The organism is Streptomyces sp. JNUCC 63 (assembly GCF_054366325.1).
The window spans coordinates 1,067,660-1,093,610 of the sequence record NZ_CM135963.1 but is presented as its reverse complement, the minus strand read 5'-3'; the positions used below and the strand labels follow the sequence as shown (position 1 = coordinate 1,093,610).

Sequence of the window (25,951 nt, the reverse complement as noted above, 5' to 3'; positions counted from 1 at the left end):
TGACCTGCTCGCGCCGCACCGTGGGGACGGGGGCGGCGCGCACCCCGGCCGGGTGGGGTACCTCTGGAGCGGAGGGGCGCCCCACCCGGCCGACGCGGGGTCTGTCCGGGGTGGCTCAGACGTTCCGGCCGTTGCCGCCGCCCGGACTCGCCTTGATGCCCCGGGTGATCTCGTCGATCACGGACTGCTCCTGACCCGCGTCCACGCCGAAGCGGACGACGACCAGCTGCCGCGCGTTCGCCGGCGAGGGGAAGGCCAGCGACTCCACATAACCGTCGGCACCCTCGTGGGTGACGGCCTTCCAGCGGACCAGGTAGCCCTTCTGCCCGGCCACCGTCACCGCCTCGGAGGCCAGGACCTGGTGCGAGGTGATCCCGCCGTAGGCCGTGCCGCCGTAGGACCCCTCGGCGTTCGCCGCGATGTCGGCCTTGGCGACCTCCTCCGCCGTACTGCCCCGGATGCCCAGCGCGATCGCGGGCGCGGAGTAGGCGCCGCCCTTGGTGCAGCTCTTGCCGGCATCGCCGGGGCACTTGTAGGAGTCGCTGGAGGTGACCTGGGCGCCCACCGCGAACTGCCGGCCGTACCAGCCGTCGGGTATGGGCAGGCTGATACCGCTGAGCGCGTCGGTCACCGAACCGCTCCTGATCTTCGGCGCCTCCGACCGACCGCCACCGGACCCGCCGGACCCGCCCGAGCCACCCGAGTCACCCGACCCGCCCGAGTCACCCGACCCGCCCGAGTCACCCGACCCGCCCGATCCGCCGAAGGGGTCGCCCTTCTCGCCCGGACCGCCGCCCCGGCCGCCCGGCCCCTGCTGCGACCCGGCCCGGCTGCCGCTGCCGCCGTCCTTGCCCAGCGCGTACACGCCGACGCCGATGCTCGCCAGCACCGCCGCGGCCAGGGTGACCGCGACGCCGGTGCGCAGACCGCGGCGCGAGGAGGCCGGCGGCCGGCCCGGAAAGCCGGGATACCCCGGGTACCCCGGGTGTCCCGGATACGCCGGGGACGGTCCGGCGGCCGACGGCTGCGCCGGGGGACCCCATACGGCGGCCGGCCCTGCCGGGCGGGTCCGGTCCGTCCACGCCTTACCGTCCCACCAGCGCTCGGTGGCGGGGCCGTCACTTGTCTGCCCCGGGTCGGGGTACCACCCGGGAGGAGTCACCTGCGTCATACCCCCACCGTATGAGGCGTCGGTGAAAGCCCGATGAGAGGACCCGGATCCGGTCCCGCTCCCGCCCCCCGCCGCCCGTCCACGCCATACGCCCGTTGACTTCCCGCGCCCGCCCGCACTGGTCACAGGCCCGCCCCGTCGCCCTCCTGTATCGCAGGTCACCCGTCATGGCAACAGGTACGAAGACCCTCTTCACCGCGGCCACTGGGCGGCTACGCTCGAAGTCTGCACGCCACCGGGCGACTTGGGAGGTAGCGGGATGACGGAGGTACGGCCGGGCGCGGCCGCCTCGGCTTCCCTGTGGGAGCGGGACGAGGAAGTCACCACCGTCCAGCGCGCGGTCGACGTCCTGTGCGCCGACCGTTCGTCCTCGGGAGGGCTGCTGGTCTTCCAGGGCGAGGCCGGACTGGGCAAGACCGCCCTGCTGGCCGAGACCCGGCGCATCGCCGAGCAGCGCGGCTGCACCGTGTGGTCGGCGCGCGGCGGCGAGACCCTCCGGTCCGTCCCCTTCAACGTGGTACGGCAGTTGTTGCAGCCGGCGCTCATGGCGCTGATGCCCGGGGAGGCCCGCGAGTACCTCGGCGACTGGTACGACATCGCCGGTCCCGCCCTCGGCATCGCGGAGCCCGGAGAGCGGCAGGCCGACCCGCAGGGCGTGTGCGACGGCCTGGTCGCCGCGGTCCGGCGGCTGGCCAAGCGCGAGTGGCCGCTGGTGCTGCTGATCGACGACGCCCACTGGGCCGACGAGGAGACCCTGCGCTGGCTCGCCGCGTTCACCGAACGCCTCGACGACCTCTCCGTACTGGTCGTCATCACCCGCCGGCCCTCGGAGGCGGGCGGGGACGGCGCCCGGAGCCTGGACGCGGCCGTCGCCGCCGCGGGCGTCAGCGATCTGAGCGCCCTCACCCCGGAGGCCACCACCGGACTCACCCGCACCGCCCTCGGCCCGCACGCCGAGGCCCCGTTCTGCCGCGAGGTGTGGGCCGTCACCGGCGGCAACCCCTACGAGACCGTCGAACTCCTCGCCAAGGTGCGCGACAGCGAACTCGAACCGGTCGAGGCACGGGCCGGCGAACTGCGCGCCCTGAACCGCTCCGCCCGCGGCGGCGGCCTCGTCGCCCGCCTCGAGGAACTCGGCATCGACGCCACCCGGTTCGCCTGGGCCGCCGCCATCCTGGGCACCGACATCTCCGTGGACCTGGTCGCCCGGCTCGCCACCATGGGCCACGACGACGCCGCACGCTGCGCCCAACTGCTGCGCGACGCCCGCATCCTCACCGAACCCGACCCGGCGACCGCGCGAGGCGGCGACGGCGAGCTGGAGTTCGTGCACCCGCTGATCGCCACCGCCGTCTACAACTCCATACCGGACGCCCTGCGCACCGCCATGCACGGCATCGCCGCCCAGGTCGTCACCGACTCCGGACTCGGCGCCGCCGCGGCCTCCCGGCACCTCGTCCAGGTCCACCCGGACGACGACGAGGAACTCGTCGAGCAGCTGCGCCAGGCGGCCCGCGAACACCTCGCCGTCGGCGCGTCCGACGCGGCCCGCCGCTGCCTGGAGCGAGCCCTGCTGGAACCGCCGGCCCCCGAGGTGCACGCGCGCGTGCTCTACGAGCTGGGCTGCGCCACGCTGCTGACCGCGCCCGCCACCACCATCGAGCACCTCCAGCGGGCGCTGAGCATGCCCGGCCTGGACAGCGGCACCCGTGTGGACGCCGTATGGCGGCTGTCCCAGGCCCTGCTCCACAACAACCAGCTGGAGGAGGCCGTCCGCACGGTGGAGGCGGAGGCCGCCCGTCACGAACCCGGGCCCACCCGGCTGCGGCTGCAGGCCGTGCAGTACATGTGGGAGGGCCTGCACGCCGGGGAGACGGGCTCGCCGGACCGTTCCGAGCGGCTCGCCGAACTCGCCGCGGGCCGCACCGGACGCGACAACGCCGAGCGCGCCCTGCTGATCCTGCGCGGCTTCGACGTCATGACCCGCGGCGAGAGCGCCGAGGAGGCCGTCGAACTGTGCGACCGCGCCCTCGTCAACGGCCGCCTCGCACCCGGGCTCGGCTGGACCGACGCCGAATGGGGTATCGAGCTGCTGCTGATGCTCGCCGCCGCCTACGTCTTCAGCGACCGCCTCGACCGGGCCGAGGCCCTCTGCACCGAGGCCGTGCGCGCCTACGAGACCGCGGGCTGGAGCGGCGGCCACCTCGCCCTCGCGCACGCCTACGTCGGCCTCTGCCACCGCAGGCGCGGCCGGCTGCGGGAGGCCGAGACGGCACTGCGCGAGTCGGTGCGGCTCGCCGAACGGGTCGGCCGCGGACTGCCCCTGTACTGGACCGCGACCTGCAACCTGGTCGACACACTGCTCGCCCGCGGCCACGTCGAGGAGGCATGGGAGGCCGCCGAGCGGTACGGGTTCGCCCCGCCCTACCCGTCCACCATCATCATCCCCGACCCGCGCAGCGTACGCGGCAGACTGCTGCTCGCCCTCGGCCGCACCAAGGAGGGCGTCAACGAACTGGAGGCGGCCGAGAAGGCGGCGGCCGCCCGCGGCCACCACAACCCGGTGACGGTGCCATGGGCGGCCGACCTGGCCCGCGCGCTCGCCACCGACGACCCCGCCCGGGCAGGCCGGCTCGCCGCCGACCTCCGTCGCCAGGCCGAGCGGTTCGGCACCGACACCGCCGTAGGAGAGGCCCTGCGCTGCGCCGCCGCCCTGGAGACCGGCCGGCGCGCGGTCCGCCTGGCCGCCCAGGCCGTCACCTACCTGGAAGCCTCCCCCTGCCAGTACGAACACGCCGCCGCCCGCGTCGAGTTCGGCATCGCCGCCCGCTCGGCCGCCGAACTCCGGCGGGGCCTGGCACTGGCCCGCTCCTGCGGCGCGGACGGCCTGGTGGCGCAGGCCCGGCACGTTCTGGACTCGGAGCGCGGTCTGCGGTAGCCCGCACACCGAGCAACCGGCCACCGCCCGCCGCGCCGCGGTTCTCGGAGCACCGGTCGCGGCTCGGGTCGGCGCGTCGGCGCCAGGCCGCCGACCGCGAGCCGGGGTTCGGGCCCGTCGGCTCCGGCCACGCGCCTCGGGGCACCGGCCGCGGACCGGCGAAGCCGGGCGGCCGCGGCCGAGTCGACCCCGCGGGCGCGGGCGGGCGTGTCGGCAGGAGGCCGCCGACCGCGGCCGCGGTTCGTGCCCGGCGGCTCCGCCCCGGAGCCGGGAGCCGCACCGCCCATCGCGCAGCCCTCGCCGGGCTGCCGGGGTCAGCCTTCGCCGGATTCCTCCGCCAGCCCTCGCCGGGCTGCCGGGGTCAGCCTTCGCCGGATTCCTCCGCCAGCACCCGCTGGGCCACCGCGAACGCCGAGTTGGCCGCCGGGACCCCGCAGTACACGGCGCTCTGCAGCAGCACCGCGCCGATCTCCTCCGGGGTGAGCCCGTTGCGGCGGGCCGCCCTTACGTGCATGGCCAGTTCGTCGTAGTGGCCGTGGGCGACGAGCGCCGTCATGGTGACCATGCTGCGCTCGCGTCGGGTCAGCGTCGGGTCGGTCCAGATCTCGCCCCAGGCATAGCGGGAGATGAAGTCCTGGAAGCGGGCCGTGAACGGGGTCTGCCGGGCCTGCGCCCGGTCCACGTGCGCGTCGCCGAGCACCTCGCGCCGCACCTCCATACCCCGCCGGGGAGCACCGTCGAGGTGGGTGCGCAGCGCCGCCAGGACGGCCTCCGGGCACTGTGCGGGCGCCAGGTGCGAGGCACCCGGGAGTTCGACCAGCGCCGAGCCCGGCACCGCGTCCGCGATCTGCCGCAGATGCGCGGGCGGGGTCGCCGGGTCCTCACGGCCCGCGACGAGCAGCGTGCGCGCGCCGATCTCCGGCAGCCGGTCGGTCAGGTCGAAGGCGGCCAGCGCGTCGCAGCAGGCGGCGTACGCCTCCGGGTCGGCCTCCCGGTGGTCGCGGACCAGCTCCGGCACGGTGAAGTCACCGGCGAACCAGCGCGCGTTCGCGCTCTCGGCCAGCCGGTCCAGTCCCTCCCGCCGGACCCGCTCGGCCCGCTCCTGCCACGCCTTGGCGCCGTTGAAGTGGGCCGAGGAACAGATCACGGCGAGCGAGTCGACGCGCTCGGGGTGGTGCACGGCCAGGTGCAGACCCACCGCACCGCCCAGCGACACCCCGGCGTACGCGAACCGCTGGATGCCGAGGTAGTCGGCGAGCGCCAGCACCAGATCGGCGAGGTCACCGACGGTCGCACCGGGCCCGATCAGCCCGGCCGGCGAACCGCCGTGCCCGGGCAGGTCCCAGCGGACCACCCGGTGGGAGATCGACAGCTCGGGGGCGACCTTGTCCCACAGCGCGTACGAGGTGCCCAGCGACGGCCCGAGCAGCAGCGGAGCGGCGGAAGCGGGGCCTTCGGCAAGGTGGTTCAGAGTCAACGTCGCTCCAGAGCACGGTCGGTGAGGGTTGCGGCGGCGCCCGTGTAGCGGGCGGGGTCGGTGAGCTCGTCCAGCTCGATGTCCTTCAACTCGGACTGCTCGGCGAGGAGTTCGCCGAGACTGCGGTCCTCGGTGTAGGAGCGCCGGGCGAGCTCGGTGAGCAGCTCCTTCGCGCGGGCGCGGCCGAGCACGGGTGCCAGCTCCGCCGACAGCCGCTCGGAGACGATCAGCCCGTGGGTGAGGTGGAGGTGTGCGCGCATCGCGTCCGCGTTCACCCGCAGCCCCTCGGTCAGCTCCGCGGCGTCCCGGGCCGCGCCGCCGACCAGCCGCAGCAGCTCCCGCAGCGGCTCCCACTCGGCGTGCCAGGCACCGGGCGGCCGCTCGTCCTCCGCTGCCAGCGAGGCGTACAGCGTCGCCGCGAGCTGCGGCGCGCGCCGGGCCGCGGCGGCGATCAGGGTGGACCGTACGGGGTTCGCCTTGTGCGGCATGGCCGACGAACCGCCGCCACTGCCCTCGGCGAGTTCGGCGATCTCCGTGCGGGACAGCACCAGCACGTCCACCGCGGCCTTGCCCAGCGCCCCGGCGGCGAAGGCCAGGCATCCGGCGAGGTCGGCGACCGGTGTGCGCAGCGTGTGCCAGGGCAACGGCGGCTCGCACAGGCCCAGTTCACGGGCGTACGCCGCGACCAGCGCGGTCGGGTCATCGGCGCCGTACGCCGAGAAGGCAGCCAACGTGCCCGCCGCGCCGCCGAGTTGGACGGGCAGCGTGTCCCGTACCCGGGCGAGCCGGTCCCGGGCGTCCAGCACCAGCGACCGCCATCCGGCCGCCTTCAGGCCGAACGTCGTCGGCACCGCGTGCTGGGTCAGCGTCCGCCCCGGCATCGCGGTGTCGCGGTGCTCGGCGGCGAGCCGGGCCAGCGTCTCCCCGGTGCGGACCAGGTCGGCGAGGACCAGGTCCAGGGTGCGCACGGCGACCAGCATCGTCGCCGTGTCCATGATGTCCTGGCTGGTCGCGCCCCGGTGGACGTAGGGGCCGTACTCCTCGCCCACCGCCTTGGTGAGGTCCGCGACCAGGGGGATGACGGGGTTCCCGCCGCCGCGGGCGCGCTGTGCGAGCCCGCCCACGTCGAAGCGGGCCGGATCCGCCGCCCGGGTCACCGCCTCGGCCGCCCCCGCCGGGGCGAGGCCGAGCGCGGCCTGGGCCCGGGTGAGGGCGGCCTCCGCGTCCAGCAGCGCCGCCAGGTAGGCGGAGTCGCTGGTCGCGGACGCGGCGGGGGAGCCGGCCCAGCCGGGACCGAGCAGGCCCACGTCCAGGCCGGCCGACGCCGGATCAGCAGCGGGTGGTGTCACTGGAACTCCAGGAAGACCGTCTCGCCCTCGCCCTGAAGGCGGATGTCGAAACGGTATGCCCCACTGGCCTCCCGCACCGGGACCAGCGTGCGGCGTCGCTCCTCGTCCAGCCGGGCGAGCAGCGGGTCGGCGGCCAGCGCGGCCTCGTCGCCGGGCAGGTAGATCCGGGTGAACAGGTGCACGAGCAGCCCGCGGGCGAACACGCACACACTGAGGTAGGGGGCGTTCTGCCCGCGCGCGCCGGGCCGCAGCGTCCGCACGTACCAGTGGCCGTCGGTGTCGGTCTGGATGCGGCCGAAGCCGGTGAACTCCACGCCGTTGCGGCCGAGGAAGTCACCGGAGGCCGGGTCGCGCCGCATCGAGCCGTCGACGGCCGGCAGGTTGCCGTCCGGGTCCGGCCCCCACACCTCCACCAGGGCGTCCGGCAGCGGCCGGCCCTCGCCGTCGTACACGTACCCGTGCACGGTGACCGTGTCCGGGTGCCCCAGGGGCGCGACGTCCTCGCCGCCGCGGAAGGGGAGCGCATAGCCGTAGAAGGGGCCCACCGTGTGCGACGGCGTGGGCAGCACGCTCTCGGGGCTGCTCGTGTCGATCTTCGTCATGGCAGGTCAGCGTCCTTCTTCGATCCAGGTGGCGTTCGGGCCGTCCAGCACGATGTCCCAGTGGTAGCCGAGCGAGAACTCCGGCACCGACAGGCTGTGGTCGTAGGTGGCGACCAGCCGCTGCCGGGCGGCGTCGTCCGTCACCGACTGCAGGATCGGGTCGTACGGGAACAGCGGGTCGTTCGGGAAGTACATCTGCGTCACGAGCCGCTGCGTGAACGCCGAGCCGAACAGCGAGAAGTGGATGTGCGCCGGACGCCAGGCGTTGAGGTGGTTGCGCCACGGGTACGGGCCCGGCTGGATCGTGGTGAACTGGTAGAAGCCGTCCGCGTCCGTCAGCGTACGGCCCACACCGGTGAAGTTGGGGTCCAGCGGGGCGTCGTGCTGCTCGCGCTGGTGGGCGTAGCGGCCGGCGGAGTTGGCCTGCCAGATCTCGACGAGCTGGCCGCGCACCGGCCGCCCGTCGCGGTCCAGCAGCCGGCCGGAGACGGTGATCCGCTCGCCGACGGGCTCCCCGGTGTGCTGCCGGGTGAGGTCGTTGTCGATCCCGGTGATGTCCCGCTCGCCGAACGCGGGCGAGGACAGCTCGACCAGCTCCGGGTCCTTGGACACGTCGATGGCGACCAGCGGCTGCTGGGGGTGGCGCAGCACCGAGGAGCGGTACGGCGCGTAGTCGCGGCGCGGGTGGTGCTCCACGGGGGCGCCGTCGGCGAGGCGCTTCTCGTACGCCGCGTGTTCGGCCGCGATCTCCTGGTCGATGTCCTGCTGAGTGAGAGTCATGGGGTTTCCCAACACTTCCTAGCGTTCGAGGACGAGGGCGAGGCCCTGACCGACGCCGATGCAGAGGGTGGCGACACCGATGCCGGTGCCCTTGCGGGCGAGCTGGTGGGCGACGGTGCCGGCGAGGCGGGCGCCGGAGGCGCCGAGCGGGTGGCCGAGGGCGATGGCGCCACCCTGGGGGTTGAGGATCGCGGGGTCGAACTCGGGCCACTCGGCCAGGCAGCCCAGCACCTGGGCGGCGAAGGCCTCGTTGAGCTCGAGGACGTCGAGGTCGGCGAAGGTCCTGCCGGCCTTGGCGAGGGCGCGGTTGACCGCTTCGACGGGGGCGAGCCCGAAGTAGTGCGGATCGGTGGCGGACACGCCGGTGGCCGAGATCCGGGCGAGGGGTTCGCGGCCGGTGGCCTTCAGACCCTCCTCGTCCACCAGGAGCAGGGCGGCGGCTCCGTCGTTCAGCGGCGAGGCGTTGCCCGCCGTCACCGTGCCGCCCTCGGTGCGGAAGGACGGCTTGAGCCTGGCCATCGCGGCCAGGGAGGCGTCGGGCCGTACGCACTCGTCGGCGGCGAAGACGACCGCCTCGCCCTTGCGCTGCGGGATCGTCACCGCAGCCAGTTCGGCGTCGAACAGGTCCTCGGCCTGCGCCTTGGCCGCCTTCTGGTGGGAGGCGAGGGCGAACTCGTCCTGCTGCTCACGGCTGATCTTGTGCTTGTCGGCGATGAGCTCGGCGGACTCGCCCAGCGGGATGGTCCACTGCGGGTCCATCCTCGGGTTGACCATGCGCCAGCCGAGGGTGGTGGAGTACAGCTCGGCGTGCCCGGCCGGGAACGGCCTGTCCGACTTGGGCAGGACGTAGGGGGCGCGGGTCATGGACTCCACGCCGCCCGCCACGGCGATGGAGGCGTCGCCCACGGCGATGGCGCGGGCGGCCTGGATCACCGCCTCCAGACCGGAGGCGCACAGCCGGTTGACGGTCACGCCCGGCACCGTGGTGGGCAGGCCGGCCAGCAGCGCGGCCATACGGGCGACGTTGCGGTTCTCCTCGCCGGCGCCGTTGGCGTTGCCGAAGTAGACGTCCTCGATCCGGGCCGGGTCCAGCTCGGGGGAGCGGGCGAGGAGTTCGCGCAGTGCGTGGGCGGCGAGGTCGTCCGGGCGCACCGATGCCAGGGAGCCGTTGTAGCGGCCGATCGGGGTGCGTACGGCGTCGACGAGGTAGACGTCCTTCACTTCAGGCCCTCCGCTACGGTCAGCTTGGCGTCGGTCTTGGCGGTGATCTCGTCCACGGTGACGCCGGGCGCGGTCTCGACGAGCAGGAGTCCGTCCTCGGTGACGTCGAGGACGCCGAGGTCGGTGATGATCCGGTTCACGCACGCCTTGCCGGTCAGCGGCAGCGCGCACTCCTCGAGGATCTTCGGGGAGCCGTCCTTGGCGGTGTGGGTCATCACGACGATGACCGTGCGGGCGCCGTGGACGAGGTCCATGGCCCCGCCGATGCCGGTGATCATCTTGCCGGGGATGGCCCAGTTCGCCAGGTCTCCCTTCGCGGAGACCTGCATGGCGCCCAGGACGGCGACGTCGATGTGGCCGCCGCGGATCATCGAGAAGGACAGTGCCGAGTCGAAGAAGGAGGCGCCGGGCAGGACGGTGACGGTCTCCTTGCCGGCGTTGATCAGGTCCGGGTCGACGGCGTCCTCGGTGGGGTAGGGGCCGGTGCCCAGGATGCCGTTCTCGGACTCCAGGACGACCTCGACGTCGTCGGGCAGGTGGTTGGGGATCAGGGTGGGCAGGCCGATGCCGAGGTTGACGTACTGACCGTCCTCGAGTTCCCGCGCGGCGCGGGCGGCCATCTCTTCGCGCGTCCAGGCCATCAGTTGCTCACCGTCCGCTTCTCGATCTTCTTGTCCGCGGCCTGCTCGGGGGTGAGGGCCACGACCCGCTGGACGAAGATGCCCGGCAGGTGCACCGCGTCCGGGTCGATCTCGCCCGGCTCGACCAGCTCCTCCACCTCGGCGACGGTGACCTTGCCCGCCATCGCGGCCAGCGGGTTGAAGTTCCGGGAGGACTTGTTGAACACCAGGTTCCCGTGCCGGTCGCCCTTCACCGCCCGCACCAGGGCGAAGTCGGTGCGGATGCCGTGCTCGAGCACGTACTCGGTGCCGTCGAACTCGCGGACCTCCTTGGGCGGCGAGGCCAGCGCCACGCCGCCGGAGCCGTCGTAGCGCCAGGGCAGGCCGCCCTCGGCGACCTGTGTGCCCACGCCGGCCGGGGTGTAGAAGGCGGGGATCCCGGCGCCGCCGGCGCGCAGCCGCTCGGCCAGCGTGCCCTGGGGGATCATCTCCACCTCCAGCTCGCCGGACAGGTACTGCCGGGCGAACTCCTTGTTCGCGCCGATGTAGGAGCCGGTCACCCGCGCGATCCGTCCGGCCGCGAGCAGCACCGCCAGGCCGGACTCCATCGCACCGCAGTTGTTGGAGACCACCGACAGCCCGCCGATCCCGCGCTCGTACAGCGCACCGATCAGCACGTTCGGCACACCGCTGAGCCCGAAACCGCCCACCGCCAGCGACGCGCCCTCCGGCACATCGGCCACCGCCTCCAGGGCTGTGGCGACCACCTTGTCCATCGAAAGAAGCCTCATCTCTACCGAGCGTCCAGCACCCCGGATAGTCAGGGCACTGAGTATTTCGCCGAGGTTTCCCTCACGCTGCCATTCGCGGCGTGAGCAGTCAAGACCCGAGCAAAACCGCCGGTCAGTGACTCATGGGTATCGGGGTGGCTGACGGCTCGCGAGCGGTATCGTTCAGTGCACCTACGTAAATGCCACGGACGAAACGACGGACCGACGCGAGGAGCGCACATGGCCGCGGTGGACCTCTCGACCCACCCCGGGCACCTGGCCCGGCGGCTGCAGCAGGCGCACTACCTGTTGTGGAACACGATGGTCTCCGAGGAGATCACCTCGCCGCAGTTCGCGGTCCTGAACACGCTCGTCGCCGAGCCGGGGCTCGACCAGCGCACGGTGGGGGAGCGGGTGGGCCTCGACCGGTCCACCATCGCCGAGGTGATCAGCCGGCTCGGCCGCCGCGGGCTGCTCGACAAGGTGCGTGACCCGCAGGACGGCCGCCGCTTCCTGTTGCGGCTGACTCAGGAGGGGGAGCGCACCCACCGGAAGCTCACCGTGCGGATCGCCCGGATGAACCAGGTCTTCCTGGGACCGCTCGACGCCGAGGAGCAGGCCCTCTTCTGCGACCTCATCCTGCGTGTCGCGGACGCGGCCGAGGGGCTGCGCAACCCGGCGGAACCTCTCGCCGCACAGCCCTGACGCACACGCCTCACCGGCCGGTGAGGACCACCCAGACCTGGCCCCGGGCGAAGTTCACGGGCGTGCCGTCGGCGGCCGTGAACTCGGTGCCGTCCGCCGCCCGCGCCCGCTTCCAGGTGACGTCGTGGACCCGCCCTTCGCGCAGCACCTCCGCCGTCCCGGACCCCACGGTCTCGGTGTACGGGGTGTGGTTGCCGAGCGCGTCGTGCAGGCTCGACCTGCGTACTTTCACGTGCTGCACCACCACCGTCGCGGGCGTCACAGGCTTGCCGCCGGCGGTGACGGCCGTCCTGCCGTCCATCGCCACCTGCCAGCCGTGCCGCCGCGCGGACCAGGTGAAGGTGAACCGGGCCGCCGGGTAGCGGACCGTGCGCGAGGTCTCGGTACGGCCGCCGGCCGGGGCCGGGCCGTAGCGGAAGCCGGTGGTCAGCGCGTCCGCGCCCGGTGCGGAGGCCAGGAGCCGGTCCGGGCGCAGGTAGAGGTTGTGCGGGGCCGCCCGGCCGGCGCCCCGGAAGTAGGCGTCCGGAGTCTTCTCGGGCGTCTCGGCGGACAGCGGGGCCGCGTCGATCAGCGGCAGCAGTTTGTGCTGCGCGCCGGAGAAGGCGAGCGTGGGGCGGTCGAACTGGCGCAGCAGCTCCAGATCGGCCTCGCGCGCGCTGCGCACCGGCCCGACGACCGGGGGCAGCTTCGTGGCGTAGACGGCCATCAGCCGGCTCAGCCCGCCCTCGACCTGCTCGGCGTACACGATGTCGGCGGCGTCGAGGCCGGTCTGGGGGCGGGCCGGCACCACGTTGTCGATCTTGACGGCGAGCACCGGGCCGACGTGCTCCGGGCTCCGCGTCGGCGCCGACGACGGGCTCTTCGTGCGTTCCCCCGCGCCCCGCCCGTCCTCGGAGGCGCTGCCGCTCCGCGCCGTGCACCCCGCCGCCAGGGCGGACAGCAGCAGCACCGCCGTCATGGCGCGCCGCGCCCGCGATCTTCGTCCCAAGCCCGTCATATGGCCCCCGTCCTTCTCTCTTTGTCTCCGATTGTGTACTTGTCCGTTCAAGAGTGGCCATACCCGATCGCTTTTGATCGCGCGCGTCGGACTGGGCCGTTCGGCCCTTCGCGGTTCGCCGGTTCGGGCCCGGGTACCCGGACGCGCGCAGACGCACAGGAGCGCGATACAAGCGCGGCAGGGAAGGGACGCGGCACGATGAAGGCAGTGGTCTGGCAGGGCAAGCGCGACGTTCGAGTGGAAGAGGTCCCCGACCCGAAGATCCAGGAGCCGACGGACGCCGTCATCCGGGTCACCTCGAGCGGTCTGTGCGGCTCCGACCTGCACCTGTACGAGGTGCTCACCCCGTTCATGACACCCGGCGACATCCTCGGCCACGAGCCCATGGGCATCGTGGAGGAGGTGGGCTCGGAGGTGCCGAACCTGAAGCCCGGCGACCGGGTGGTCGTACCGTTCCAGATCTCCTGCGGTCACTGCTTCATGTGCTCCGCGGGCCTGCAGACCCAATGCGAGACCACCCAGGTCACCAGCGAGGGCATGGGTGCCGCCCTGTTCGGCTACACCCGCCTGTACGGCGCGGTCCCGGGCGCCCAGGCCGAGTACCTGCGCGTGCCGCAGGCGCACTACGGCCCGATGAAGGTCCCCGAGGGCGCGCCCGACGACCGGTTCGTCTACCTCTCCGACGTGCTGCCCACCGCCTGGCAGGCGGTCGAGTACGCCGCCGTGCCGCGCGGCGGCACCGTGGCCGTGCTCGGCCTCGGACCCATCGGCGACATGGCGTGCCGGATCGCCAAGGCACGCGGCGCCGAAAGGGTGTTCGGCGTGGATCTGGTCCCGGAGCGGCTCGCCCGGGCGCGCCGGCGGGGCGTGGAGACGTACGACCTGCGCGGCTTCCACCACGAGAAGGACCTGGTCGCCGCGATCCACGACGAGACGGAGGGGCGCGGCCCCGACGCCGTGATCGACGCGGTCGGCACCGAGGCGCACGGCAGCGCGGTCGCCAAGCTCGTCCAGCAGACCGCCGCGGCGATGCCGCGCGCCCTGAGCGGACCGCTCGCCGAACGCTTCAGCGTGGACCGGCTCGCCGCCCTCCACACCGCCATCGAACTGGTGCGCCGCGGCGGCACGATCTCCCTCTCCGGCGTGTACGGCGGCTCGGCCGACCCGATGCCGATGCTCACGCTCTTCGACAAGCAGATCCAGATGCGGATGGGCCAGGCCAACGTCCGCCGCTGGAGCGACGAGATCATGCCCTATCTGACGGAGGAGGACCCGCTCGGCGTCGACGACTTCGCCACGCACCGCGTGCCGCTGACGGACGCGCCGCACGCGTACGACATGTTCCAGCGCAAGCAGGAGGGCGCCATCAAGGTGCTGATGAAGCCCTGAGGGCCGAGCCCGAGGCGCTCGGCCCTCAGGGCGGAGAGCCGCGGATCTCCGCCGGGCCGCAGCAGGCGACGACCACGTCCACTGTGCGCTCGTGCCTGGCCTTGAACACGGCCCGTTCGGCCGGCGCGTCGAAGTCCGGCAGGCCCTCCCGTGCGATCACGATCCCCCGTCCAGCACGCACCGCTCGGGCACCCGCTCCTTCAGAGCCTCGACCAGCTCGGGGAAGCACCTGGTCAGCGGCTTGCCCGTACGGCTGCCGAGCTCGACCTCGGCGCCGTCGCGGAACACGATCGACCGGAACCCGTCCCACTCCGCCTCGTACCGCATGTCCGGCGGGGTCCTCGCCACCGGTGTGGCGGGCCTCGGCTTCACGGGCGGCATCACGGGCAGATCCATGACCCGATTCCGCGCGTGCAGACCCGTATCCGCCCGGTATGTCTGTTGTGCGAGGCGTGCGCGCTGCGCCTACCGTGGCTCGCATGGGCGATGCGGTGGAACTGGAGGTGGGCGGCCGGACCGTACGGCTGTCCAGCCCGGACAAGGTCTTCTTCCCCGAGCGCGGGTTCACCAAGCTGGACGTCGCCCGCTACTACCAGGCCGTCGCCCCCGGCGTCCTGCGCGCCCTGCGCGACCGCCCCACCACCCTGGAGCGCTACCCGGACGGCATCACCGGCGAGTGGTTCTTCCAGAAGCGGGCGCCCAAGGGCATGCCCTCCTGGATCCCCACCGTCCACATCACCTTCCCCAGTGGCCGCAGCGCCGACGAGATGTGCCCGACCGAGGAGGCCGCCGCGGTGTGGGCCGCCCAGTACGGCACCCTCACCTTCCACCCCTGGCCGGTACGGCGCGACGACGTCGACCATCCCGACGAGCTGCGCATCGACCTGGACCCGCAGCCCGGCAGCGACTACGCGGACGCCGTCCGCGCCGCCCACGAACTGCGCGCCGTACTGGACGAGTTCGGGGGCCTGCGCGGCTGGCCCAAGACCTCGGGCGGGCGCGGCCTGCACGTCTTCGTGCCCATCGAACCCCGCTGGACCTTCACCCAGGTACGGCGCGCCGCCATCGCGGTGGGCCGGGAGATGGAACGCCGGATGCCGGAGCAGGTGACGACCAACTGGTGGACGGAGGAGCGCGGTGCTCGCGTCTTCCTGGACTACGACCAGGCCGCCCGCGACCGCACCATCGCCTCCGCCTACTCCGTGCGCCCCCGCCCCCACGCCCCCGTCTCGGCACCCTTGCGCTGGGACGAGGTGGGCGTCGCCCACCCCCGGGACTTCGACCTCGCGACCATGCCCGCCCGCTTCGCCGAAGCCGGCGACGTGCACGCCGACATGGACGACCACGCCTTCTCCCTGCAGGCCCTGCTGGACCTGGCCGACCGGGACGAACGCGACCACGGCCTCGGCGACCTGCCCTACCCGCCCGAGTATCCGAAGGTGCGGGGCGAGCCGAAGCGGGTGCGGCCGAGCCGGGCGGGCAGGGAGGGACCGGCCGCCTCCTGAGCCTCCTGGCGGCCGGTCCCCCGGTCTTTCCCGGTCTCCGTCCTTTTCGGTCTTCCCCGGCTCCTACAGCTCCTTGATCCGTACGTCCCGGTAGGAGACCACGTCCGTCGTGCCGTGCACCTGGAGCCCGATGTAGCCGGAGGCGAACCGCCGCCCGTCCGTGCCCGGGTCGTCCGAGCGGGGCGGGGAGAAGTCCTGGCCGCCGATGTTGTCGAACTCGTTGATCAGCACGCCGTTGCGGTGGACCGAGTAGTGCTGGCCGATCACGCGGATCTCGTAGTCGTTCCACGTGCCCTTCTGGGTGACGCCGGCCCCGGCGAGCCCCACCCGGTCGAAGCCGTAGATCGAACCGGTCTTGTACATGTCCCCGTCGGGCCGGTCGAGCACCTGCACCTCGTGCCCGTACTTGATGGCGGCCCACTCCGGCCGCGACTCCTCCGGGTGGTCGTGGACCCGCGGGAACCGTACGAGGACACCGGAGTTGGCGTTGCCGTCGCCCGGAGCGTCGTCACGCCACTGGAGACGGAGCGAGAAGTCGCCGTACTTGCGCTGCGGGAACCACAGCATGCCCAGGCCGTCCCTGGTGGTGCCGCTGGTGATCGAGCCGTCGGGGTTCAGCACGAACGAACCGCCGCCGACCTGCTCCCACTGGGCGAAGGAGGCCGCGCTGCCGTCGAGGATCGTGCGGTACCCGGTGGTCCGGCCGGGCTCGCCGATGCCGGACTGGCGGGCGGCCCGCTGAACGGCCTTGTACTCCCGCTGGTCGACGACTCCTTCCTTGAGGAGCCGGTCCAGGACCGCCTTCACGTGCTTGAGGAACAGCGCCTGGGACGTCCACTCCTTCTCGTCCTCGATCAACTCGCCGATCCGGCACCGGCTGTTGGTGATCCGGTTCGGCACTCCCGAGTCGACCGTGCCGACGATCACCGTCAACCGCTCGTCGTACTCGGGGCAGTTGGGCGCGGGAACCCCGCCGCCCGCCACGACCGTGAAGCTCACGCTCCGCGGCTGGGACGTGTTGCCGGCCTTGTCGCTCGCCCGGTACGCCACGGTGTGGCGGCCTGCGCGGTCGACGAACACCGGCGCGGTGTAGGCGACGTACGGTCCGCCGTCGAGCGAGTACTCGATGCCCGCGACCCCGGAGCCGCCCTCGTCGGCCGCGCTCACGGTCACCTTGGCGTAACCGACGTACGCCCCGTCGGAATTCCGTGTGCCGTCGACGGTCACACCGGTCACCGGCGGGGTGGTGTCCCGCGCGGGCGGGGCGACGACGGTGAACCGCACGCTCTTCTCCGTCGACACGTTGCCCGCCTTGTCGGTGGCCCGGTAGCGCACGGTGTGCGTGCCCGGTTGGTGCACCATCACCGGGGCGGTGTACGGCTGCCAGGCGCCGGAGCCGACCGCGTACTCGATCGTGTTGACCCCGGAACCGGTGTCGGAGGCCGAGACGGTCACCGTCGCCATGCCGACGTAGGCGCCGTCGGCGTTCCGCTCGCCGCTGACCGTCGCCGAGGTCTCCGGCGGTGTCGTGTCGTCCGACGGCGGGGCGACGACCGTGAACTCCACGCTCTTGTCCGCGGAGACGTTGCCGGCCCTGTCCGTGGCCCGGTAGTGGATCGTGTGGGTGCCCACCTGGTCCACGACGACGGGGGAGGTGTACGGCAGCCAGTCGTCCGGCGCCGTGCCGAAGGCGTACTGGACGCGGTCGACTCCCGTCCCCTCATCGGTCGCGTCGATGGTCACGCTCGCCGAGCCGACGTACTCGCCCCGCGCGTTCCGGGTCCCCTGCACGGTCGCCGACGTCTCCGGCGCCGTCGTGTCCGGGCCGCCGCCCCCGGTCACCACCAGGACGCCCTGCATCTGCCCGTGGCCGGGAATGGTGCAGTGGTAGAAGTAGCGGCCCGGGGTGAGGACGACCTCGGCGGTGTGGCGGCCGCCCCGGTCGTCGTTCGGGTTGGCGAGGATGTTGAGCTGGACGTCGTTGTTGTACTCGGGGTCGGAGGTGCCGAAGGTCAGGGTGTGCGGCATCCCCGTGGTGTTGCCGGTCGCCGCGCTGTTCTCGAAGACGATCGTCGCCGGTCCCGCCACCGCCGTCGCCGGCGCCGAGGTGTACCGGGTGATGTCGTCGCCGGCGGTCCAGGTGAGCACCTGGGCGGCGGCCGTCCGGGCCGGAGCGCCGGTCCGTCCGACGGCGGACGTCGTCTGCAGGCCCAGCACCATCAGCAGGGCGGCCAACAGGGCCGTCCACATTCTTCGTTGACGCGGTCGACGTGTCACTGTGCCGTCCCCCTCGCCAGCTGGTCGACGGCCGGCGTCGGTCCGCCGCCCGTGTAGGTGACGCGCCACAGCGCCGACTTGGCGTCCGAGGTGAAGAAGCCGCGGCCGTAGTCGAGGACGTACAGCGCGCCGTCCGGACCGAACTTCCAGTCCATGAGGTTCTTGATGCCGTCGTTGCCGACCGGCACGATCTTCTTCAGCGACTCCGAGTGCACCGGCAGTCCGCCGTCGCCCAGCGTCTTCGGGTCCATCAGGACGGCGTTGCGCGGCTGGTCGGCGTCGTAGAAGTCGCCGACGAACCACTTTCCGTCCCAGTAAGAGGACCACTTGACGTCACTCGCGTTCGACCCGTCGTACCGGTAGACCGGGCCGTTCATCGCGGCCTGCCCACCGCCCTTGAGCCACGGCAGCCGGTAGGTGGCCTCCTCCTGCCGGTACGACGGGACCCCGTTCGCGTCGCGCGGGTAGTCCGGGCCGCCGCCCTGGGGCGAGTACCAGATGTTGTTTCCGGTGACCGGCGGGAGGTTGACCAGGCCGTCGTTGTTCGGGGACTCGTTCTTCGGGTGGTCGCAGTCGTACCAGCCCAGCGGCTTCGACGGGTCGGGCAGGTTGCGGTCGCGGTAGGGCTGCTTGTCGCCCATGCAGTACGGCCAGCCGCGGTTGCCCGCCCGGGTGATGGCGGCGAACGTGTCGTACTTGGCCGGACCCCAGGTCGGCGACGGCTCGCCCGCGTCCGGACCGACCCAGCCCGCGTACAGGACGTCGGTCTTCTTGTCGACGAAGATGCGCGCGGGGTTCCTGACTCCCATCACATAGATCTCGCCGCGCGTCTTGCCGCCGCCCTCGTCGGTCTCCTTGCCGGTGAAGAGGTTGCCGTCGGGGATCGTGTAGGTGCCGTCGGGCTCCGGGTGGATGCGCAGGATCTTGCCGTTGAGGTTGTTGGTGTTGCCGGCGGTGCGGCGGGCGTCGGCGAAGGACACGCCCTTGTAGTGGGGCTGCGGGTTGTTGCCGGAGTAACCGCCGCTGAAGCCGCTGGAGTTGTTGTCGCCCGTGGCGATGTACAGGTTGCCCCGGGAGTCCCAGGTCATCCCGCCGCCCGCGTGACAGCAGCTGTGCACCTGCACCGGCCACTCGAGCAGCACCTTCTCGCTGCCCAGGTCCAGCTTGTCGGTGGCGGGATCGAGCGTGAAGCGGGAGACGCGCCGCTCGGCGATCCGCGTGTCGCGGTCGATCCGCGAGTGGGGTGTGTAGTGCAGGTAGACCCAGCCGTTCTGCTCGAAGCGCGGGTCGAGCTCGATCCCGAGGAGGCCCTCCTCGACCTTGGTGAGCTCGTCGCCGCCGCCCTTGTTGCCGAAGACCGTCAACTCGCCCGCCAGGGTGACCTTCCCGGTCCTCGGGTCGTAGACGTGGATCTGCCCCTTGCCCTTGCCGACATCCGGGTCGTTCCAATTGGTGATCACCGGGCGGGAGGAGTCGGCGCCGCCGCGGCCGATGTAGAGGACGCGGCCGTCGGGGGCGGTGACCAGACCGTGCGGCTCGCCGATCTGGTCGTTCTGCCCGGGTTGGTTGGGCCGGGTGAGGCGCTCGGCCCGGTAGTTCGCGGTGATGGTCGCCTTGCAGTCGGCCTGCGCCAGCCGGGTGGTCCACAGCAGGGCGCCGCGCAGATGATCGCGGAAGTCCGTCTCGTCGTACGACGACACGGTGCCGCCCATGCCGGTGTAGAAGGAACGGCCGCCGTCGTAGTCGCGGCACCAGCTGATCGGATGGTCCCAGCCGCCCGCGCCAGCTCCCGGCCGGTACGTCGACTCGCGCACCCGCGCCACGGTGTGCACCGTGCCGGACGGGTTCTTGGCCCAGTCGAGCCACCGGTCGGCGCGCTTCCACTCCAGTGGCAGGTCCTTGGTCGCGGGGTTCTGCCGGTCGCCGACCTCGACGGTGGCCCGCTGGACGGCCGTCGGACCGGAGGCGGCCGGGCGGGCGCCGATGAGTCCGGTGAACCAGTCGGAGTACGGTTCGGCGCGAGCCGCGTCATGGATGCCGACGAAGCCGCCGCCGGCCTCCATGTAGGCCTCCAGCCCGGCCTCCTGGCCGGGGTCGAGGACATCGCCGCCGCCGGTCAGGAACACGATCGCGTTGTAGCGGCCGAGCCTGGTGGCGTTGGTGAAGACCGAGGCGTCGTCGGTGGCCTCGACCTTGAAACGCTCCTGCGCCGGTCCGGACAGGCCGATCCTCTCGATCGCCTCGATCCCGGCGTTCACCACCGGCGACTCGTCCCCGGCCGCGGCGGAACCGTAGAAGATCAGCACCCTCGCGTCCGAGCTGCCCGGTGGCGACTTGATCGACATCGTTGTCAGAGGCGTCCCCGGATCCGGGCGCGCGCTCGCGGCGGGGGCCGAGAGCAGCCCGGCCGCCACGGCGCCCGCGGCGACGGCGGCCGCCCAGCCCCGTCCCGGCCGTAACTTCCTGCTCGACGCTCTTACCTGCGTGGGCCGTTGATGCGATGTGGACCGCATGTGGTCACCCATTCCTCCTCGGTCACAGCGAACGCCAAGGAAGCTAGACCTCTTTGCATGACCCGCCAATAGGTACGGCCGTAGTTCGACGAACTTTGTCCTGACTGTGGATAAACGGCCGAGGGGGCGGTACCTTTCGCGGGGTCCGAATAACTTCCGTACCGTAGTGGGGAGTTGATGGTCCGCCATGGACAGACGCGGCTTCAACCGGCGGGTGCTGCTGGGCGGCGCGGCCGTAGCGACATCGTTGTCCCTGGCTTCCGAGGCCGAGGTCGCGGCCGTCGGCACGGCCGTCGGCACGGCCGTCGGCACCGTCACACCGCCGCGCACCGCGCCGGCCGGGGGCGAGGTGAAACACATCAGGCTGTACGCCGAGAAGCTCCCCGACGGGCAGATGGGCTACGGCTTCGAGAAGGGCAGGGCGACGGTCCCCGGTCCGCTCATCGAACTCAACGAGGGCGACACGCTGCACATCGAGTTCGAGAACACCACGGACGTGGCCGCGAGCCTGCATGTCCACGGCCTGGACTACGAGATCTCCAGCGACGGCACCAAGCTGAACAAGAGCGACGTGGAACCCGGCGGCACCCGCACCTACACCTGGCGCACCCACGCCCCGGGCCGCCGCAAGGACGGCACCTGGCGGGCGGGCAGTGCGGGCTACTGGCACTACCACGACCACGTCGTCGGCACCGAACACGGCACCGGCGGCATCCGCAGGGGCCTGTACGGGCCGGTGATCGTCCGCCGCAAGGGCGACATCCTGCCGGACCGCACGCACACGATCGTCTTCAACGACATGACCATCAACAACCGCCCGCCGCACACCGGCCCGGACTTCGAGGCCACGGTGGGCGACCGCGTCGAGTTCGTGATGATCACGCACGGCGAGTACTACCACACCTTCCACATGCACGGTCACCGCTGGGCCGACAACCGCACCGGTCTGCTCACCGGCCCCGACGACCCCAGCCGGGTGATCGACAACAAGATCGTCGGTCCGGCGGACTCCTTCGGCTTCCAGGTACTCGCGGGGGAGGGCGTCGGAGCGGGCGCGTGGATGTACCACTGCCATGTGCAGAGCCACTCCGACATGGGCATGGTGGGCCTGTTCCTGGTGAGGAAGCCGGACGGGACGATCCCGGGGTACGACCCCCATGAGCCGCACGAGCCGCACGAGTCGCACGAGTCGCACGAGTCGCACGAGCACTGAGAGCGCTCTCACAGCCGGTTTCGGTCCGGGGCTATCCTGATCCGCAACCGCCGGTGAGGAGCCCAGAAGTGACCGAGACAGCGCCGCGCCCCACCTTGGAGGCCGTGGCCGCGCGGGCGGGGGTGTCGCGGGCCACCGTGTCCCGGGTGGTCAACGGCGGGGACGGGGTGAGACAGACGCTCGTCGATCGGGTGCGGCGGGCCGTGGAGGAACTCGGGTACGTGCCGAACCAGGCGGCCCGCAGCCTGGTGACCAAGCGGCACGACGCCGTCGCCGTGGTCATCGCCGAACCGGAGACCCGGGTCTTCGCCGACCCCTTCTTCGGGCTGCAGCTGCGCGGCATCAGCAAGGAGCTGACGGCTCACGACACCCAGCTCGTGCTGCTGCTGACGGAGGGGCGCGACGACCACGCCCGGGTCGGGCGCTACCTGGCCGGCGGCCACGTCGACGGCGCGCTCGTCTTCTCGCTGCACCTCGACGACCCGCTGCCCGGGCTGATCCGGCGCGCCGGGGTGCCGACCGTGTTCGGCGGGCGCCCCGGCTGGAGCGACGGCACGCACGGGATCCTCTACGTCGACAGCGACAACCGGGGCGGCGCCCGGGAGGCCGTACGGCACCTCGTCGGCCTCGGCCGGACCCGGATCGGGCACATCACCGGCGCCCTCGACCAGACCTCGGCGGCGGACCGGCTCGACGGCTACCGGGACGTCATGGGCGACGCCGACCCCCGGCTGATCGTGGAGAGCGACTTCACCCCCGCGGGCGGCGAGCGCGCCATGCGCGAACTCCTCGACCGCTGCCCCGGCCTCGACGCCGTGTTCGCCGCCAACGACCTCACCGCCTCCGGCGCCCTGCGCGTGCTGCGCGAGCGCGGGCTGCGGGTGCCGGAGGACGTCGCCGTGGTCGGCTTCGACGACATGCTGCCGGTGGCCGAGCAGACCGATCCGCCGCTGACGACCGTCCGCCAGAACATAGAGGAGATGGGCCGCTTGATGGCCCGCCTGCTGCTGCGCGGCCTGGACCGCAACGGCCCCGAGGAGGACGCGGACGGCACCCCCCGCAGCATCGTCCTGCCGACGACCTTGGTGCGGCGCGCCTCCGCCTAGCCTCTCCGGCGGATCATGCCGCAGAGGCGGGGCCTGGCACGCGCCCCGAGCTCTTCGAGCAGGGGACCCCCACCCCGAGCTCTTGATGAATAGGGGGACCCCCATCGCCCCCGTTCACCTGGGCCGATGGCCGACCGCCGGTTTCCTGCGGCTTGATCCGCCGGACAGGCCCTGGCGCGGTGACCGCAAAAGGCGTGTGTCCTGCCGCTCAGGAGCGGCAGGACACACAGAGGCGGGGTTCACGGGCGGACGGCAGGCCCGCGGGCCGACGGGGGCGTCAGTTGCCGACCACGTTGTCCGTCACGCGCATCCGCTCTCCCAGGAACCCGCCCAGGGCGGTGAGCAGGGACAGCCCGATCAGCAGCAGGACCACCGGCCAGGAAGCCCCGTCGACGCCCCCCAGCATCGCGGCCGCCAGGAACGGCAGGAAACCGGTGAGGGCGCCGGCGAGGTTGTAGGCCAGGGCCACGCCGCTGTAGCGCAGGCGCGCCGGGAACAGCTCGGCGAGCAGCGCCCCGGACACCGCGTAGGCGATGGAGAGCACGCCGATGCCGCCCGCCATGGCCACCACGACCACCAGGGGGTTCTTGGTCTCGACCATCCAGAAGACGGGGAAGGCGACCAGCGCGGTGAGCAGACCGCCCCACAACGTGACCCGGCCGGGGCCGATGCGCTCGGCCACCCGCCCCATGACGAGGATCACCACGATCTGGACGACCGCCGCCACCAGCGTTCCGCTGACCATGAGGGAACGGGACATCCCCAGGGTGTCGGCACCGTAACTGATCATGAATGTGGTCAGCAGGTAGAACCCGCCGACGCCCAGGGTCGCCGAGGCCATCGCCACCAGCAGTCGTCCCCACGCCTGGCGGAAGACGTCGAACGCCGGCACCTTGGCCCGCTCGTCCTGCTTCATCATCTCGTCGAACAGCGGCGACTCCTCCACCTTGCGGCGGATGTAGACGGCGACACCCAGCAGCGGGAAGGCGAACAGGAACGGCAGGCGCCAGCCCCAGGAGTCGAAGGAGCCGGCCGGGAGGAGGAGCACCAGGGAGAAGGCTCCGGAGGAGAGCAGCGTGCCCACCGGCGAACCGACCTGCGGCAGCGCGGCATAGCGGCCGCGCTTGTCCGGCGGCGCGTGTTCCACGGCCAGCGTGACGGCGCCGCCCCACTCCCCGCCGACGGCTATTCCCTGCAGCAGCCGCAGGAACACGAGCAGCAGCGGCGCCGCGACACCGATGGCGGCGTAACTCGGCAGCAGACCGATCAGGCCGGTCGCCGTACCGATCATCACCACGGTGATCAGCAGGGCCGGCTTTCGTCCCATGCGGTCGCCCAGCCATCCGAAGATGAGGGCGCCGATCGGCCGGGCCGCGAATCCGACACCGAAGGTCGCGAAGGCCGCCAGGGTGGCCGCGGTGGGGTTGAGCGTGGTGAAGTACAGCCGGTTGAAGACGAGGGCGGCGGCGGTGCCGAAGAGGAAGTAGTCGTACCACTCCAGCGCCGTGCCGACGAAGGCCGCGAAGGCGACCCGGCCGGCGTCCTGGCCGGTGACGACGGCCGACGTGCCCGGAGGTGCCCCTGGGGCGTGCTGCTCCGTCTTGCTCATTTCTTGCTCCTTGCATGCGGCCGTGGGGATACGGCCGTGGGAAGAGGGCCGTTCACTGCTGTGAGGTCCTCGAGCGTGTCGGCGCCGTGGACGCACTCGCCGGCCACGAAGGTGGCCAGGACGTCGATGGCGCCGATCCGATCACTGTCGACACCGACAGGGTCGTCGGAAAGTATGACAAAGTCTGCGTATTTGCCGGGGGTGAGGCTGCCGCGCCGGTCCTCGTCGTGGGAGGCCCACGCGGCGTCGAGGGTGTAGGCCCGCAGGGCCTGCTCCGCGGTCACCCGCTCGTCGGGGCCGAGTACGACGCCCGCCCGGCTCAGCCGCTCCACCATGGACTGCATGCCGAGCAGGGGGGCGCCCGGCGCGACCGGTCGGTCGGAGCTTCCGGGCACCCGGATCCCCCGGTCCAGGAACGAGCGGTGGCGGTACATCCACGGGGTGCGCGCGGGGCCGAGCGCCTCGGCCATGGTGTCCCCCACGGCGTACAGGAAGTGGGCCTGCGGCACCGGGACCACGCCCAGTTCGGCATAGCGGTCCAGCTGGTCGGGGCGGACCACCCCCGAGTGCTCGATGCGGTGCCGCGCGTCGGGGCGGGGCAGGACGTGCTGCGCTTCGGCGAAGGCGTCCAGGGCCAGGTCGACGGCGCTGTCGCCGATGGCGTGGGCGGCCACCCGCCAGCCGGCCCGGTGCGCGTCGACGACGAGCCGGCGCATCTGCTCCGGTCCGCCCTGGAAGACGCTCGAGGAGTGGTCGTGCCCGCAGAACGGCTCCGAGACTGCGGCCGTCCGGCCGATCAGCGATCCGTCCAGCCAGATCTTCATGGGGCCCAGCCGCAGCCGGTCGTCGCCGAAGCCGGAACGCAGCCCCAGATCGATCCCGGTGGTGATGCCGTCGTCGGCGTGCGCGCTCAGGGCGTGCAGGTTGTCGGAGGCCACCATCAGCTCGACCCGGGTGCGCAGCGTGCCGCGCTCACGGGCCAGCTGGTAGGCGGCGGCCTCGACGGGGCTGCGGCCGATGAGGCCGAGCCCGATCCCGGCCTCCACCACGTGGGTGAGCCCTTCGGCGGCGTAGACGGCGCTCGCCTTACCGAGGGCGTCGGCCAGCTCGGCCACCGGATACGGCATCACCAGGTCGGTCACCAGGGTCTGGGCCCTCTCCTGGAGCAGTCCGGTCGGCGTTCCCTCGCCGTCGCGCACGACGACCCCGCCGTCGGGCGCGTCCGCGGTGCCGCCGAGGACACCGGCCCGCCGCAGCACCTCGCTGCTGACCACGCACATGTGCCCGGAGCGGTGCTTGAGCCACACCGGCCGCCCGCCGCCCGCCCGGTCCAGCTCGGTGCGGTGCGGATGCGCGCCCATGACGGTGTCGTCGTATCCGGCTCCCACGATCCAGGCGTCGGCCGGGAGGGTTGCCGCATGGCGGGCGACGGCGTCGTGGACCTGGGCCGTCGTGGTCGCCTCGCTCAGGTCGAGTTCGCCCAGGGACTGGCCGAACCAGGCCATGTGGTTGTGGGCGTCTCCGAACCCGGGGACGACGACCGCGCCGCGGCAGTCGAGTGTGGTGCGGGCGGGCAGGTGCAGCACCGCGTCGTCGAGGCCCACGATGCGTCCGGAGAGGACACCGAGGGTGTGGGCGCGGGGGTTCCGGTCGTCCACCGTGCGGATGCGGGCGTTGAGCAGTTTGAGATCGAGCATGAAGGGGCTTTC

General features: G+C 72.5%; 19 protein-coding genes and 1 pseudogene. 6 read left to right on the top strand and 14 right to left on the bottom strand.

What is annotated here, in order from left to right; translation table 11 throughout:
* Window positions 1-115: 115 nt before the first annotated feature.
* The gene (locus ACX25U_RS05035) at window positions 116-1,171 is read right to left on the bottom strand and encodes a DUF2510 domain-containing protein (RefSeq protein WP_454389327.1); all 1,056 of its coding nucleotides are present in this window, start codon (window positions 1,169-1,171) and stop codon (window positions 116-118) included.
* A gap of 259 nt (window positions 1,172-1,430) precedes the next feature.
* On the opposite strand from ACX25U_RS05035, the gene ACX25U_RS05030 reads away from it, so the two are divergent.
* Window positions 1,431-4,109, top strand: coding sequence for an ATP-binding protein (locus ACX25U_RS05030; RefSeq protein ID WP_454389326.1), 2,679 nt, complete (start codon window positions 1,431-1,433; stop codon window positions 4,107-4,109).
* Between the two features lie 361 nt (window positions 4,110-4,470).
* Here the strand turns inward: ACX25U_RS05030 and pcaDC are convergent, their stop codons facing one another.
* The 7 genes from pcaDC to ACX25U_RS04995 are packed head-to-tail and all read right to left on the bottom strand — an operon-like array spanning window position 4,471 to window position 10,934.
* Window positions 4,471-5,586: a bifunctional 3-oxoadipate enol-lactonase/4-carboxymuconolactone decarboxylase PcaDC gene (gene pcaDC / locus ACX25U_RS05025; RefSeq protein ID WP_454389325.1), complete on the bottom strand. Its 1,116-nt coding sequence runs from the start codon at window positions 5,584-5,586 to the stop codon at window positions 4,471-4,473.
* A complete protein-coding gene (pcaB, locus tag ACX25U_RS05020) occupies window positions 5,583-6,935 on the bottom strand; it encodes a 3-carboxy-cis,cis-muconate cycloisomerase (protein ID WP_454389324.1) in 1,353 nt (450 codons plus the stop codon). Before pcaB ends, pcaDC begins: the two co-directional genes overlap by 4 nt.
* Entirely contained in the window at window positions 6,932-7,537 is a 606-nt protein-coding gene (gene pcaG, locus ACX25U_RS05015; protein WP_454389323.1) for a protocatechuate 3,4-dioxygenase subunit alpha, read from the bottom strand. Before pcaG ends, pcaB begins: the two co-directional genes overlap by 4 nt.
* A gap of 6 nt (window positions 7,538-7,543) precedes the next feature.
* Window positions 7,544-8,317 (bottom strand): protocatechuate 3,4-dioxygenase subunit beta, encoded by a 774-nt coding sequence (gene pcaH, locus ACX25U_RS05010; RefSeq protein WP_454389322.1) that lies wholly within the window; start codon window positions 8,315-8,317, stop codon window positions 7,544-7,546.
* Window positions 8,318-8,335: 18 nt separating this feature from the next.
* Window positions 8,336-9,538: a thiolase family protein gene (locus ACX25U_RS05005; protein ID WP_454389321.1), complete on the bottom strand. Its 1,203-nt coding sequence runs from the start codon at window positions 9,536-9,538 to the stop codon at window positions 8,336-8,338.
* Window positions 9,535-10,179, bottom strand: coding sequence for a CoA transferase subunit B (locus ACX25U_RS05000; RefSeq protein WP_454389320.1), 645 nt, complete (start codon window positions 10,177-10,179; stop codon window positions 9,535-9,537). The genes ACX25U_RS05005 and ACX25U_RS05000 overlap by 4 nt, the downstream gene beginning before the upstream one ends.
* A complete protein-coding gene (locus ACX25U_RS04995) occupies window positions 10,179-10,934 on the bottom strand; it encodes a CoA transferase subunit A (RefSeq protein WP_454394095.1) in 756 nt (251 codons plus the stop codon). Before ACX25U_RS04995 ends, ACX25U_RS05000 begins: the two co-directional genes overlap by 1 nt.
* 234 nt (window positions 10,935-11,168) lie before the next feature.
* Here ACX25U_RS04995 and ACX25U_RS04990 point away from each other — a divergent pair, with 234 nt between their 5' ends.
* The gene (locus tag ACX25U_RS04990; protein WP_454389319.1) at window positions 11,169-11,633 is read left to right on the top strand and encodes a MarR family winged helix-turn-helix transcriptional regulator; all 465 of its coding nucleotides are present in this window, start codon (window positions 11,169-11,171) and stop codon (window positions 11,631-11,633) included.
* A gap of 10 nt (window positions 11,634-11,643) precedes the next feature.
* On the opposite strand, the gene ACX25U_RS04985 is transcribed toward ACX25U_RS04990, so the two are convergent.
* A complete protein-coding gene (locus ACX25U_RS04985; protein ID WP_454389318.1) occupies window positions 11,644-12,630 on the bottom strand; it encodes a DUF3048 domain-containing protein in 987 nt (328 codons plus the stop codon).
* Window positions 12,631-12,828: 198 nt separating this feature from the next.
* Between ACX25U_RS04985 and ACX25U_RS04980 the strand changes: the two genes are divergently transcribed.
* Entirely contained in the window at window positions 12,829-14,019 is a 1,191-nt protein-coding gene (locus ACX25U_RS04980; RefSeq protein ID WP_454389317.1) for a zinc-dependent alcohol dehydrogenase, read from the top strand.
* A gap of 112 nt (window positions 14,020-14,131) precedes the next feature.
* On the opposite strand, the pseudogene ACX25U_RS04975 reads toward ACX25U_RS04980, so the two are convergent.
* Window positions 14,132-14,415 (bottom strand): annotated as a pseudogene (locus ACX25U_RS04975) (ATP-dependent DNA ligase); the annotation flags it as partial.
* 83 nt (window positions 14,416-14,498) lie between these two features.
* Here ACX25U_RS04975 and ligD point away from each other — a divergent pair.
* A complete protein-coding gene (gene ligD / locus ACX25U_RS04970) occupies window positions 14,499-15,524 on the top strand; it encodes a non-homologous end-joining DNA ligase (RefSeq protein WP_454389316.1) in 1,026 nt (341 codons plus the stop codon).
* 63 nt (window positions 15,525-15,587) lie between these two features.
* Here the strand turns inward: ligD and ACX25U_RS04965 are convergent, their stop codons facing one another.
* Together ACX25U_RS04965 and ACX25U_RS04960 are read right to left on the bottom strand one after the other, a co-directional pair.
* Window positions 15,588-17,774, bottom strand: a complete 2,187-nt coding sequence (locus tag ACX25U_RS04965; protein ID WP_454394093.1) for an OmpL47-type beta-barrel domain-containing protein — start codon at window positions 17,772-17,774, stop codon at window positions 15,588-15,590.
* A gap of 23 nt (window positions 17,775-17,797) precedes the next feature.
* Entirely contained in the window at window positions 17,798-20,314 is a 2,517-nt protein-coding gene (locus ACX25U_RS04960) for a ThuA domain-containing protein (RefSeq protein WP_454389315.1), read from the bottom strand.
* A 187-nt stretch (window positions 20,315-20,501) separates the two neighbouring features.
* On the opposite strand from ACX25U_RS04960, the gene ACX25U_RS04955 reads away from it, so the two are divergent.
* Both ACX25U_RS04955 and ACX25U_RS04950 read left to right on the top strand, forming a co-directional pair.
* Window positions 20,502-21,527 (top strand): multicopper oxidase domain-containing protein, encoded by a 1,026-nt coding sequence (locus ACX25U_RS04955; RefSeq protein WP_454389314.1) that lies wholly within the window; start codon window positions 20,502-20,504, stop codon window positions 21,525-21,527.
* Window positions 21,528-21,595: 68 nt separating this feature from the next.
* Complete coding sequence (locus ACX25U_RS04950) at window positions 21,596-22,633, top strand: LacI family DNA-binding transcriptional regulator (protein WP_454389313.1); 1,038 nt, start codon at window positions 21,596-21,598, stop codon at window positions 22,631-22,633.
* Between the two features lie 277 nt (window positions 22,634-22,910).
* Here the strand turns inward: ACX25U_RS04950 and ACX25U_RS04945 are convergent, their stop codons facing one another.
* Window positions 22,911-24,242: an MFS transporter gene (locus tag ACX25U_RS04945; RefSeq protein ID WP_454389312.1), complete on the bottom strand. Its 1,332-nt coding sequence runs from the start codon at window positions 24,240-24,242 to the stop codon at window positions 22,911-22,913.
* Window positions 24,239-25,939, bottom strand: coding sequence for an amidohydrolase (locus ACX25U_RS04940; protein ID WP_454389311.1), 1,701 nt, complete (start codon window positions 25,937-25,939; stop codon window positions 24,239-24,241). The genes ACX25U_RS04945 and ACX25U_RS04940 overlap by 4 nt, the downstream gene beginning before the upstream one ends.
* Window positions 25,940-25,951: the final 12 nt, after the last annotated feature.

Bases quoted from the DNA above. Each gene is read 5' to 3' on its own strand.
- ACX25U_RS04960 (WP_454389315.1), bottom strand. From the start codon at position 20,314: ATGCGGTCCACATCGCATCAACGGCCCACGCAGGTAAGAGCGTCGAGC.
- ACX25U_RS05030 (WP_454389326.1), top strand. From the start codon at position 1,431: ATGACGGAGGTACGGCCGGGCGCGGCCGCCTCGGCTTCCCTGTGGGAG.
- ACX25U_RS04985 (WP_454389318.1), bottom strand. From the start codon at position 12,630: ATGACGGGCTTGGGACGAAGATCGCGGGCGCGGCGCGCCATGACGGCG.
- ACX25U_RS04980 (WP_454389317.1), top strand. From the start codon at position 12,829: ATGAAGGCAGTGGTCTGGCAGGGCAAGCGCGACGTTCGAGTGGAAGAG.
- ACX25U_RS04955 (WP_454389314.1), top strand. From the start codon at position 20,502: ATGGACAGACGCGGCTTCAACCGGCGGGTGCTGCTGGGCGGCGCGGCC.
- ACX25U_RS05000 (WP_454389320.1), bottom strand. From the start codon at position 10,179: ATGGCCTGGACGCGCGAAGAGATGGCCGCCCGCGCCGCGCGGGAACTC.
- pcaH (WP_454389322.1), bottom strand. From the start codon at position 8,317: ATGACTCTCACTCAGCAGGACATCGACCAGGAGATCGCGGCCGAACAC.
- ACX25U_RS04965 (WP_454394093.1), bottom strand. From the start codon at position 17,774: ATGTGGACGGCCCTGTTGGCCGCCCTGCTGATGGTGCTGGGCCTGCAG.
- ACX25U_RS04940 (WP_454389311.1), bottom strand. From the start codon at position 25,939: ATGCTCGATCTCAAACTGCTCAACGCCCGCATCCGCACGGTGGACGAC.
- pcaG (WP_454389323.1), bottom strand. From the start codon at position 7,537: ATGACGAAGATCGACACGAGCAGCCCCGAGAGCGTGCTGCCCACGCCG.
- ligD (WP_454389316.1), top strand. From the start codon at position 14,499: ATGGGCGATGCGGTGGAACTGGAGGTGGGCGGCCGGACCGTACGGCTG.
- ACX25U_RS04995 (WP_454394095.1), bottom strand. From the start codon at position 10,934: ATGGACAAGGTGGTCGCCACAGCCCTGGAGGCGGTGGCCGATGTGCCG.
- ACX25U_RS04990 (WP_454389319.1), top strand. From the start codon at position 11,169: ATGGCCGCGGTGGACCTCTCGACCCACCCCGGGCACCTGGCCCGGCGG.
- ACX25U_RS04945 (WP_454389312.1), bottom strand. From the start codon at position 24,242: ATGAGCAAGACGGAGCAGCACGCCCCAGGGGCACCTCCGGGCACGTCG.
- ACX25U_RS05035 (WP_454389327.1), bottom strand. From the start codon at position 1,171: ATGACGCAGGTGACTCCTCCCGGGTGGTACCCCGACCCGGGGCAGACA.